This is a genomic window from Blautia sp. MSK18_10 (genome assembly GCF_020553185.1).
Classification (GTDB): domain Bacteria; phylum Bacillota; class Clostridia; order Lachnospirales; family Lachnospiraceae; genus Blautia_A; species Blautia_A wexlerae.
The window spans coordinates 38,741-50,939 of the sequence record NZ_JAJCGT010000024.1 but is presented as its reverse complement, the minus strand read 5'-3'; the positions used below and the strand labels follow the sequence as shown (position 1 = coordinate 50,939).

The following is a 12,199-nucleotide window of genomic DNA, read 5'->3' as shown; positions in this document are numbered from 1 at the left end:
TTGTATGTCTCGGGATTTTGGCATATTCATGCCAAAACACCTCGCGGGATAGTGGTGTGTGAACAGTAACCAATATTCTGATATACTGACCATTCCATAAAACTGCACTATTTCTCATCAAGCAGACCCAATAATATCTCTTTCTGATTCTTCTGTGGATCGGCAAGCACTACTTCCAGAAGATGGTTCAGCGTTTCTCCTATTTCACGCCCCGGCTTATAACCGGCTTCAATCAGATCTTTCCCTGTCACTGCCAGAGTTTTTAAAGATACACACTGATGTTCATTAATGATCGTCTCATAAGCCTCTTTCACCTTATCCAGACGTTCCTGCTTCTCTGTGCGTCTGTAAGCACTCTGTGCCAGCATATCTGCCTGCTGCACTTCCAGATAATACGGGAAGAGATCCTCACCGATACGGTTCACTGCCCTGCGCACTGCCTTTGTCGTTCCATCCGGTCTGTCATCATGCCATTTTACCAGACGGGTTACCTTGCGGATCGTATCATTATCGAATTTCAGCCTGCGCAGGATCTGTGCAGCCATCTTTTCTCCCGCAATCCCATGCATCTTGAAATGATCTCTTCCATTCTCATCTGTTTTCCGGACAACCGGCTTTCCAATATCATGAAGCAGCATGGTAATCCTGAGAACTTTATCTGCGCGTACATGACAGAGACTGTGCAGGATATGCTCCCCTACTGTGTAACAGTGGTGCGGCGTATTCTGGGATGTTGTCATACATGCATCAAACTCCGGAAGAAATTCAGCTGTGATCCCGGCTTCATAAGCCACCCTGAGATAATCCGGATGAGGAGACATCAGAAGCTTCACAAGCTCTACCTGAATCCTCTCTGCACTGACATGCTTCAGATTCGGTGCCAGAACCTTCAGTGCCTTACGAGTCTCTTCTTCAATAGTAAAGCCCAACTGCGCACTGAAACGGACTGCACGCATGATCCGCAGTGCATCCTCTGTAAAACGCTCCAGCGGGTTTCCCACACAGCGGATGATTTTTCTTTCAATATCCTCCAGTCCGCCGAAAAGGTCCACCAGTCCTGAAGAAGGATTGTATGCCATTGCATTGATGGTGAAATCCCGGCGTTTCAGATCTTCCTCAAGGCTTGCTGTAAAGGTGACCTCTTTGGGATGTCTGCCGTCCTCGTACTCACCATCTACACGATAAGTCGTGACCTCATATCCTTCTTTTTCCATAAGAACAGTCACTGTTCCATGCTGCAGACCTGTATCCACTGTTCTGTGAAACAAAGCCTTGACCTGCTCCGGCTTTGCGGATGTGGTGATGTCCCAGTCATCCGGGCTCCGTCCCAAAATGGAATCACGCACACAGCCGCCTACCACATAGGCTTCATAGCCTGCTTTTTCCAGTATATGCAAAATTGTTTCCGCGTTTTTCGGTATTTCCAGAATCATATGACCATCCTTATCTTCTTCTATTTATTCTTAACCCCGAAAACCGGCACTCAGATATCTCTGCTGCCGGTTTTCTTTATTTTCTTATTGATTAGTATGCTCTTCCCCAGTAAACCATCTTCTTGGCAGGTTTTCCACAGCATACGCAGACATCACTTAAGTGTTCCTGCTCAAACGGCATACATCTGGATGTAGCCTGAACATCTTCTTTGATCTTGTCCTCACATGCGCGGTCACCGCACCACATAGCTTTTACGAAGCCTGGTTTGTTAACAATAGTATCTTTGAATTCTTCATAGTTTGTAGCAACATAAGTATGGGAATCTCTGTGCTTACGTGCACGCTCCAGCATATCTTTCTGGATTGTTTCCAGGATTTCCTGTACTTTCTCCACAAGCTCATCAAATGTAACAGTATATTTCTCTCTTGTATCACGACGGCAGATCACAGCCTGACCATTCTCGATATCCTTCGGACCGCACTCGATACGGATCGGGATACCACGCATTTCCTGCTCTGCGAATTTGAATCCCGGGCTCTTGTCTGTGTCGTCTACTTTTACGCGGACTCCTGCTGCCTTTAATGCTGCAAACATCTCATCTGCTTTCTCAAGAACGCCCTCTTTTCTCTGCTGGATCGGAATGATCACTGCCTGTACAGGAGCGATTCTCGGAGGCAGTACCAGACCGCTGTTATCACCATGTACCATGATGATTGCACCGATCATACGTGTTGTCATGCCCCAGGATGTCTGATGTACATACTGAAGTTTATTTTCTTTATCTGTATACTGGATGCCGAATGCTCTTGCAAATCCATCGCCAAAGTTATGGCTTGTACCGGACTGAAGGGCTTTTCCATCATGCATCAGGGATTCAATTGTATAAGTAGCTTCTGCACCGGAGAATTTCTCCTTGTCTGTTTTCTGTCCCTTGATAACCGGGATTGCAAGTACTTCCTCGCAGAAATCTGCATACAGGTTCAGCATCTGGATAGTACGCTCTTCTGCTTCCTCGGCTGTAGCATGAGCTGTATGGCCTTCCTGCCATAAGAACTCACGTGAACGAAGGAACGGACGTGTTGTCTTTTCCCAGCGCACTACAGAACACCACTGATTGTATACCTTCGGCAGGTCTCTGTGGGACTGGATTTCTTTTGCATAGAAATCACAGAATAATGTCTCTGATGTTGGACGTACGCACAGACGCTCCTGAAGCGGATCCAGACCACCATGAGTTACCCATGCAACCTCAGGTGCAAATCCTTCTACATGATCTTTCTCTTTCTGAAGAAGAGATTCTGGAATAAAGATTGGCATGTACACATTCTGTACGCCAGTCTCTTTAAATCTTCTGTCCAGTTCGTGCTGGATATTTTCCCAGATCGCATATCCTGCAGGTTTGATTGCCATGCAGCCTTTTACGCTGGTATAACCGCAGAGTTCAGCTTTCTTTACAACGTCGGTATACCACTGGGCGAAATCCTCTTCCATGGATGTGATGGCTTCTACCAGTTTCTTGTTGTTTGCCATAATTGTTTCTCCTTTTTATGTGATATGTTGATCCTGAAAGCGTATCAGGATATAGTCGCGGCGGAATGCATATTCTTCTTATTTTTCTTCTATAAATAAATTTCCCTATCTGCTTCACAGTACAAAAATCTGCTTTTTTATAATGCGGCAAAATCTGTCATATTATAAAAAACGAAAAAAAGAAGCCCAGCATCCCTCACAAGGGACCGAAAGGCTTCGGCGGTACCACCCTAATTAGCACTGTGCCCAAATGCCTGCACATTACTCTCTCTTCTTCCGATAACGCAGGAAAAACGCCGTACTTCAATTGTACGGAGCTCCGAGGCCGGTTCCATAATTCACGCACAGAATCCTTCCACCACTGTTTCACAGCCAACCGGCTGTTCTCCGGGACTCTTCTCTGGGATTGCTCCTTATGTACTATTCTCTTCATCGCTATATATATTTCGCATTTGATTATATTCTATTTGAAATAAATTGATGTGTCAAGAGTAAAATCGTTACTGTTCACACACCACTATTCCGCGAGGTGTTTTGGCATGAATATGCCAAAATCACACTTCTATTGTAATCTTACGTCCTGTCCGGTTATATTTATAATAACGGACCCCGGCTGCATCCAGCATTCTCTTAGAAGCGATCACTGCCGGCGTGTCTGCATATTTATCGCAGTCATAGACAATTGTCTTAATACCTGCCTGAATAATTGCCTTGGCACATTCATTACATGGAAAAAGGGAAACATAAAGCTTTGCACCTTCCAGACTTCCTCCCCTGTAATTAAGAATCGCATTCAATTCACTGTGGGTCACATAAAAATATTTCGTATGAAGACTGTCACCCTCTCTTGCCCATGGAAATTCATCATCTGAACAGCCCTTTGGAAAACCATTATAACCCATGGACAGGATTTTATTATCCTCACTCACAATACAGGCACCTACCTGAGAATTCGGATCCTTGGAACGCATCCCTGACATCATGGCAACTCCCATAAAATATTCATCCCATGATAAATAATCTGTGCGTTTATGATTTACATCCATTTTCCACACCTCCCCTTCACATACTTCACCATTCATCTGCTTCATAAAAGCAGCACATTGTCCGTTACTGTGAACGGAGCAAACAGTAACCATTGTCTGCTTATAACTGACACAGCCAGAACTTCACACTTTACTCTACAGTAATTCCCATTCATCATACATGTGAGAGAATTACTATAATCATGCAGGCTCTGGCTGTTTTATCATTTTTCTTATTTTATGACTTATTCAGTCTCTATCTGATTAATTCTTCTGATATGTCTCTCATCATTGGAAAACGGTGTATTCAAAAATGTATCCACAATCTTCAATGCCAGCCCAGGTCCTACCACTCTTCCGCCAAGTGCAAGGATATTGGCATCATTGTGAAGTCTTGTAGCCTCTGCTGTAAAACAATCTGTGCAGACTGCAGCTCTGATTCCCTTAAACTTGTTTGCTGTAATGGAAATTCCGATACCTGTTCCGCAGATCAGGATTCCCTTCTCACATTCGCCGTCAAGAATTGCATGTGCAACCTTCTTTGCATATACCGGATAATCTACGGAATCCAGACTGTCACATCCATAATCTTTATATTCAATTCCTTTCTCATCCAGATACTTCTTGATCTCCTGTTTCAGTTCATATCCACCATGATCACATCCTAAAGCTATCATTAATCTTCCTCCTGAAATTAATTTCTTTACCTCTTCAGCAGACTATTTAAGTGAATCTTCATTATCCATCTGGCCATTACTGCTGATAAGATTATATAATCAGGCATATATCTGCTTCACTACCTGATTATATCATACTACCTGTATGATCTTATGTCCCGCTGCTTTCAGCAGACGGTTCATAATGGCCTGTCCCATTCTTGGTGTATAAAACGCTTCTGAATAAATAGACCTGACCGCACTCTGGTCAAAATCACGAAGCACTTCATATAAATGATGAGCGATTGTTTCCTCTTCTTTCCGACTTCCGATGCTGACTACCAGACCTTCGGGATATCTGTCCTTTGTCTCGTCCGTTGCAATAATTCCGACCTGCTCGCCGTGTGCTTTCGCTTCCGCAGCCAGCTCATTAATCTTCTTCACAACAGCTTCCTCTGGTCCCTCAACAATTGCCAGATCTGCCTTCGGTGCATAATGGCGATATTTCATACCCGGTGCTTTCGGACGTACTTTGCTGTCAGCCGCAATCAGCCCCTTGTCCATCCTTACATCCCCCAGAGTCTCCTGAAGCATCTCCAGAGAAATATAACCCGGACGTAAAACCACCGGCACATCCTCAGTAAAATCAACGATCGTAGACTCAAGACCGATTCCCACCTGGCCTCCGTCAATAATCATCTCAATCGCCTCGCCAAGATCCTCCTCTACATGCTGTGCAGTAGTCGGACTGGGTCTGCCTGAAGTGTTGGCACTGGGCGCAGCCACATAACCACCTGCTGCCTTGATAAGTTCCTGCGCGATCCTGTCACTCGGAAAACGAACCGCCACACTGTCCAGACCACCCGTAGTCTCCTGTGGTACAAGATCCGACTTCGGAAAAATCATAGTCAGCGGACCCGGCCAGTACTTCTCTGCCAAAATCTTCGCCTTCTCCGGAACCTCAGCTACAATCGGAGCCAGCTTATCAAACTCTGCAATATGCACGATCAGCGGATTATCCGAAGGTCTGCCCTTCGCCGCATAAATTTTCATAGAAGCCTGCGGGTTCAACGCATCTCCACCAAGACCATAAACAGTCTCCGTAGGAAATGCAACCAGACCACCCTGTTTCAAAATATCTCCACCACGCCGGATAGCCTCCATATCAAGATTATCCGCTGTCATGGATACAACTTCTGCTTTCATTTTATTCCTGCTTTCTTATCTGTTCTGTATTTTATATAACAATATTCCTCTTACTTTATTTTCGTTTTGTATGTTCATGATACAACAGAGATAAAAATTCGTCAAATGTTTCTTCTTTGGCAAACAGATATTCTCCATTATCCAACCAAACAAATAACAAGCTGACAGAAAATATTTCTCCTGTCAGCTCGTACATCAATCTCTTAATTTATCAGGCAATACATATACCCTTTCTTTTGTGAGTTCTGTGGCCTTAACTTCTGCTTATACTGCTTACCTGAAACAAGATTATAATTTGTGTATAAATCAAAAAGCATTATCTGATCGCATTCATACAATATTTATAGATTCTTTTATAGGTACGTGTAGAATAGTGAACGCCGTCATCTATATTTCCCTTAAACTCATTGTATGTACTGTAACCATTCTTCATCAGATATTTATAGGTATCTATCCATTGAAATCTATGATTTAACCCACTCTGCAATCTGTCATTAAAGTAACGTAACTGCGCTTCTTTTCGAGTTGGTTTCATTGCTGTATTTACCGGATTCACAGACATATAAAACAATCTGCAGTCACTTTCAAGTTCTTCTGCAAGAGTGTTCATACGCGCAAGATATGCATTTGCCTCGCCTTTATAATCAACCCCATTCCCGGAATTATGACTCGAAAGATCATTCACACCAAGATTAAAAATAACTGCTACGGGCTTATCTGAATCTGACTGCAGACGGGCAATTTCACTTCTCATTACTCTCTCTCCTGCTGTCTCAAACCAGCTCAGTCCCTCCCCTGTCTTACACACAAATGATACTTTTGCAACTGCATCCTTTCCATATTCCCGAAGAAGAGTTTTCTGCATAAAATACGTTCTGGAATCTCCCACAAAAATAATTCCGGAATACTCCGACAGCTGAGCTGCCAGATTATTGACCTGAATATCCGGCTCCTGTTGCCAGTTATACATAACTGCATATAAATGGGTTTTCTTCCTTACCTGTATCACCTGTCCCGCCTGATACTGCGGATTCTGAGTCTGATCCGGCTTCGTGCTCCATCCAAGAAAAGTATATCCGGTCTCGTTCTTTATTGCAGGAAGTGTCACTTTTCCATTACTGTCTGCTTTTCTTATTATCGTAGACCCATCTGCCTGATGGAAAATAATCACCTTCTGAGAAGCAGATGAAATCGCTTCTGTTCCCTCCGACGGTGCCAGTGACTCATCCTTTTTATTATCCGAATATGTAAAAGATGTGAAACCTGTGGTTCCTTTTTCCACATCGTAAACCCTTACTTTGCTGGTTTTCGCAAAAGCAGTTTCACAAAAACACGAACTGAAACAAATTGCTCCTGTCAACATCATAATCATCATTTTCCTGCTATAATGTCTAACCTGAATTATTCGATTCCTCATTTTAAAATTCTCCTTTCCTGTCATATGAATATTCACAATCCTCATTTTCTCCTACTACTTATACAGTGTCATCTTTTCATTTTTCCACTGTAGCAACATATTTTTCTTATATATATTGTACATACATTATCATAATACAATCGTAATCCATATCTGTAAATTTTACTTTTTCCCTCTTTTCCACCTGATAATTATTTCCCCAAAACCATTCCAACCAATAACCAGCGTAAAAAAATATTTCATTTCCTGTGCATTTGCAGGGTACTTAGATATTCTTAGCCGGCAAAAATCTGCGTTATGAGAAATCAGAGACACTGTCTGAGCCGCAGGCGAGTTTGGCTCTGATTTCTCATGCTTTTAGCAGATTTTTAGCGGCTTAGAATATCTTAGTGCCCGAAACCGCACAGGAAATGAAATATTTTTTTACGCGTCCCTTTTGATCATCAAAGATTACCCGCAATATTCTTTACAAAAACGCAAAAAATGACGGCAAAACTGCCGCCATTTTTCACTCCCTTACTTATTAACCTTAAGAATATAAGTACTATACACCTCATCCTGGAACACCACTTCTCCAAGTGACTTCAGCACATCCTCATTCAATGTCCCCCCATATTTCTCCCTCTCCTTCGATCCGACAAAAATATAAGAAACATCATACTCTTCCAGCAGCTCCTTCACATACTCCTCATCCGAAGAAGTATAAATACTCTCAATATCCGCGCTCTTCTCATTCAAGTCCGCAGTATCATCTCTCCACAGCCACTCATGCACATACCATCCCAGCACAGTCGGAAGCCCTGTCATAGCAGAAACACGCTCATAACCACTATAGCTGTCCCCGTTCGCCTCAAGCACAACCGGTGACCCTTTCACATTCTTCTTCAGCCATTTAATACCAGCCACATCCTCTGTGAAATCATTTGACAGGAAAGATGTCGCATTCAATCCTTTATATTCAGAAGGCTCCCATACCTTTCCAAACCACGCATACACACTGTTTCCAAAATAACCAAAGGTCCAGCAAAGCAGTACCAGACCGATCACTGACACAACCTTAAACACTTTCTTACGTGTAGCCACCAGCATACGGAAAATACCATATCCCATGGTCATCCCAAACAGCATATACGCCTGATAAGTCAGCTTAAACATAGTATTCGCCCTGGCGTTTCCATTTTCGTAAATATCTCTTACATAAACCAACTCCGGAATCACGATCAGCCCGATTGCACAGAGTCCCATGACAATCGCAAACAGATCCGGCACAGAGATTGCTTTCATCAGTTTATATGGACTTCTGTTCGCACCACCACGAAGCTTCTCCCAGATGATACAGATGATCAGCAGAACTGTCAGAACCACAGGCAGTCCCCACAAAATCAGCAGCTGATGGATCATAGAATGATTCTGCGCAATTCCCACACCTTTAAACATACTGTCAAACTGCAAAGTAAACGGCAGAGAAACAACGTATGAGATCACAATGATCTCCACTGCCTGAACCGCAGTCACTGCCAGAATCCTCTTCACTTTACCATCAAACTGAACGATATTGGTAAACAGCACCACTCCACCGGTCACCACGAAATAAATAATAAAATCCCAGAAATTCGTAAACCGGAACATACCGATCATCACTGCAGCCAGCAGGATATGCGGAATCAACAGCTGTTTTTTCCAGAACTGTTTCCGGCCCGGTTTCATAATTACTGCTTCTCTCATCCGCACACTTCGCATCCACGCATAAAGAAATCCCACCAGAAACAGCACAAACATTACATTTACCACATGGGCATGGAGATCTCCCAGCACAAAGGAATAACATGGAAATTCATGGATCGTCTTGTCCGGCACATCCGGATTGTATCCAATATAACGGGTCGCATCCGGGAACCAGTAGCTGTCCGCTTCTTTTCCCTGCAGCTTCTGGAGCCATGGAATGATCTTACTGTAAACCACATAATGCATATTTCCCGCAATTGATACAGAAAGTCCTGCTATGATCCCGGCCACTGCCGGCACACAACGTTTCTTTCCTGTCAGGCTTCCTTTAAGCCTGTCCACAGACATCTGACGAACCAGTGAAAACGGAAGCACAAACGCAAATGCAGCCACAAAAGTACGCATCAGATTGTAAGTGAGTTCTACTTTACTGCCAGTCAGCTTCGTCAGAAATACTGCAAAATACTGTCCGCCATAATAATAATTGATCGTACCTTCTGAATACCACAGATCTCTTGCAGGAAGTGTCGTACTTCTCATCATGGCTTCCATGAAACCATAATCCATAAATTTCTCAGTTCCTCCGTATGCCTGCGGACGGAATCCTGCAAAATAAGTCCATATCAGGAAAAATATAAAGAACAGAATTTCCTCTCCGTAAATCAGATTTACCTTTCCGGACGGAAAGCAGTCAATTCCATTTTTTCCCTGAAAATGATATAAAACCCCACAGCCAACAGCACATACAACAGACACACCGATACATGTCGCTGCAGTAAATGGCAGTATCTTCGCAGTTACCAGAAACCACGTAAGAAAACCTGTCACAGTAATCGCCAGCACTTTTGAAAACATCCAGCCTTTGTCTTCAAATCCGGAAAACAGTCTCCCTGTCACAGGCATGGCAACCATTCCCATCAGAAATGCCAACATCCACCAGGTCCAGAATGTCCATACATCTCCCTTTAACAGAAATGCAGACAGCCCTGCAAGAGCTGCTGCAAGAAGCACTCTCGGTGCCCATTTCTTCATCCGTACGTCCTCCTTAATCATTTATAAAATTATTGTGGTTACTATAATCTTACACATTCTCTCTTATCTCTGTAAATCTGTAATCACCCGGCTCATAATCATAAATCCGGAGTAATCCCCGTAATAATGCATTTGAGGATTATTCTGTTGTTTTATAGATCCGTATCCGTCCATCCTGAGTCTCATAAACCTTTTCATATGCTGCAGCAATTGTCTCCTCACGACATTCCTGCTGTTCAAATTCCGAACCTTCTTCAAACAGGATATATGTTATTTTTTCCTGTTGTACTGTTTTTTTCAATGTTTCACTGTCAGATGTGGTGTATATCGTTACAGCCTGTGCAGCCCTGTAATTCGTATCATAGCCTGCAGACCATGCGTAATATGGCCATCCACAGTAAAGCATAGCTCCGGACATCGTCACTTCATTCATGCTGTACTCAGGAGTAAGTAAAAGATCGTTTTTCTCCAGATTCTCCTCCAGCCATTGGGTCAGCTCGCTGTTCATATTTACAGTCACACGTCTGCCCGGACCATTTCCCTTTATGATCACCACAAAGTCATAAATCCCGGTCACACTCAGAGATATCACCAATACTATTGCCAGTATCTTTCCCATAGTTTTCTGTATCCCGGACTGCCCATTTCTCCCATTCCAAAGACTGCATACTGCCCATGCCCAGAAAATCGTCAGAAACGCATATGATATCATGATATATTTATGGTTTACATTAATATCCGGTGTCATCAGAAGCACAAAAGCAAAAATCACCGGAAACAGGAAACTCACAAGGATTGCTCTCTCCCGTCTTCTCATAAACCATACCATTAGTACCAGCCCAAGGAAAAAAACTCCACTCATCCAGAACAGATATTTCACAACTCCCGGGACAGTCTTATCCTCTGCCAGAAATCCCAGATAAATCTGAGGACTCATGGCACTTCCAACAATAAAAATCTTTGACTGAAGCCAGGAAAAGAAGATGGATACCCCCGCCATGACAGCGTAATCCACTTTTCCATCCGAGAAAATCGCAAAGCCGCACAAAATCAGCAGACCACCGATCACTGCTGCCCCATTCCAGAACGCACACAGACCCAGAAACATTCCCATAAGCAGTGCCTGATCCAGATTTCTGCTTTTCCATCCTTCCTTCGAAAAGATTCTGTTTTTTATCCAGAGTATTCCCTTCTCTTCATGTGCCGTCCCGGCTTCCAGCCAGTCCATAAACAGATATAGTGCCAAAGTCGCCATCAGAAGTCCAAATGCCAGATGCCTCTGATTAAGATAAACATTAAAGTTCCACAATCCCCAGTTCTCATTGACAGTATATCCGATAAAGGAAGTATTTTCTTCCAGGGTTTCCACAAGATTCCCTGCCTGGATATGCTCCCATACAAATCTGAGAAAAGCCATTCCGCTTCTGAAAAAGAACAGAAACAATGCCAGTACACCGCAGCACATTTTGCCTGTGATCCTAAGTGCAAGCTGATATAACAGCATAAGAAATCCCACAAGCGACAAGGTACTTACGATATTATAGGCAAAGTCCATACGCATTCCCAGATATTCCAGATTTCCTGTGAGAAACTGAAACATAAAATGATACTTTACATCTGCACCTCCATAATGAGGATACTGTGTGGGAAAATTATTTCCTGCAGAAAAAGAACGCATCATCGCCGTATGTGGTGCATAATCTCCATACACAGTCAGCCCGGAATACAGGATTCCGTCTTTTATATAGAATACATAAAACATCATATATGTAATAAATACAGTCAGCAGACCAAAGAGTAATATTTCCTTTTTTAATCTGCGCTTATCCTGTGTTTTATCAATATTCCATATCCTGTAACTTCCCTGTTTTCTGTATTTCTGTACGCTGAGCAGTATCATAATAACTGCTGCACCTGTCATCCCGATAATATTTCCATACAAAAGTGGATTTTCAGCTTTTCCCACAACACTGAAAAACCAGGAAATAATATATACCATCCAGGTCAGTAAAAGTGTTCCGACTCCAAAAGAAGCCGGAAGCATGAGCCAGATACGATTAATACCTGACACACTCCTTCCCTCTCCTGTCAGCATTTTCGATGCTTCACAGCCCAGCATTCCTGCCAGAAGCAGATAAATAATTCCAAGCATAATTTCTCCCTGTACATTTCCC

General features: G+C 43.1%; 8 protein-coding genes. All 8 read right to left on the bottom strand.

Annotated elements, in window-relative coordinates; genetic code table 11:
* Positions 1 to 107 precede the first annotated feature (107 nt).
* The 8 genes from LI074_RS10940 to LI074_RS10905 all read right to left on the bottom strand — a co-directional run bounded on the left by LI074_RS10940 (position 108) and on the right by LI074_RS10905 (position 12,177).
* Positions 108 to 1,433 carry a CCA tRNA nucleotidyltransferase gene (locus LI074_RS10940; protein WP_173698187.1) on the bottom strand — a complete coding sequence of 442 codons (1,326 nt, stop codon included), beginning with the start codon at positions 1,431 to 1,433 and terminating at the stop codon, positions 108 to 110.
* Between the two features lie 91 nt (positions 1,434 to 1,524).
* Positions 1,525 to 2,964, bottom strand: a complete 1,440-nt coding sequence (proS, locus tag LI074_RS10935) for a proline--tRNA ligase (protein WP_008707939.1) — start codon at positions 2,962 to 2,964, stop codon at positions 1,525 to 1,527.
* Between the two features lie 554 nt (positions 2,965 to 3,518).
* A complete protein-coding gene (locus LI074_RS10930; RefSeq protein ID WP_008707937.1) occupies positions 3,519 to 4,010 on the bottom strand; it encodes a deoxycytidylate deaminase in 492 nt (163 codons plus the stop codon).
* Positions 4,011 to 4,234: 224 nt separating this feature from the next.
* Complete coding sequence (gene rpiB, locus LI074_RS10925) at positions 4,235 to 4,666, bottom strand: ribose 5-phosphate isomerase B (RefSeq protein WP_008707935.1); 432 nt, start codon at positions 4,664 to 4,666, stop codon at positions 4,235 to 4,237.
* A 132-nt stretch (positions 4,667 to 4,798) separates the two neighbouring features.
* On the bottom strand, positions 4,799 to 5,851 hold the full coding sequence (locus tag LI074_RS10920; RefSeq protein ID WP_008707934.1) for an L-threonylcarbamoyladenylate synthase: 1,053 nt from the start codon (positions 5,849 to 5,851) through the stop codon (positions 4,799 to 4,801).
* A gap of 316 nt (positions 5,852 to 6,167) precedes the next feature.
* Positions 6,168 to 7,268, bottom strand: coding sequence for a DUF459 domain-containing protein (locus tag LI074_RS10915; RefSeq protein ID WP_173698186.1), 1,101 nt, complete (start codon positions 7,266 to 7,268; stop codon positions 6,168 to 6,170).
* 516 nt (positions 7,269 to 7,784) lie between these two features.
* On the bottom strand, positions 7,785 to 10,025 hold the full coding sequence (locus LI074_RS10910; protein ID WP_173698185.1) for a DUF2298 domain-containing protein: 2,241 nt from the start codon (positions 10,023 to 10,025) through the stop codon (positions 7,785 to 7,787).
* A 139-nt stretch (positions 10,026 to 10,164) separates the two neighbouring features.
* Positions 10,165 to 12,177, bottom strand: coding sequence for a hypothetical protein (locus LI074_RS10905; protein WP_265107671.1), 2,013 nt, complete (start codon positions 12,175 to 12,177; stop codon positions 10,165 to 10,167).
* Positions 12,178 to 12,199: the final 22 nt, after the last annotated feature.

Excerpts from the sequence above, each read along its gene's own strand:
- LI074_RS10940 (WP_173698187.1), bottom strand. The coding sequence starts at position 1,433 with ATGATTCTGGAAATACCGAAAAACGCGGAAACAATTTTGCATATACTG.
- proS (WP_008707939.1), bottom strand. The coding sequence starts at position 2,964 with ATGGCAAACAACAAGAAACTGGTAGAAGCCATCACATCCATGGAAGAG.
- LI074_RS10930 (WP_008707937.1), bottom strand. The coding sequence starts at position 4,010 with ATGGATGTAAATCATAAACGCACAGATTATTTATCATGGGATGAATAT.
- rpiB (WP_008707935.1), bottom strand. The coding sequence starts at position 4,666 with ATGATAGCTTTAGGATGTGATCATGGTGGATATGAACTGAAACAGGAG.
- LI074_RS10920 (WP_008707934.1), bottom strand. The coding sequence starts at position 5,851 with ATGAAAGCAGAAGTTGTATCCATGACAGCGGATAATCTTGATATGGAG.
- LI074_RS10915 (WP_173698186.1), bottom strand. The coding sequence starts at position 7,268 with ATGAGGAATCGAATAATTCAGGTTAGACATTATAGCAGGAAAATGATG.
- LI074_RS10910 (WP_173698185.1), bottom strand. The coding sequence starts at position 10,025 with ATGAAGAAATGGGCACCGAGAGTGCTTCTTGCAGCAGCTCTTGCAGGG.
- LI074_RS10905 (WP_265107671.1), bottom strand. The coding sequence starts at position 12,177 with ATGCTTGGAATTATTTATCTGCTTCTGGCAGGAATGCTGGGCTGTGAA.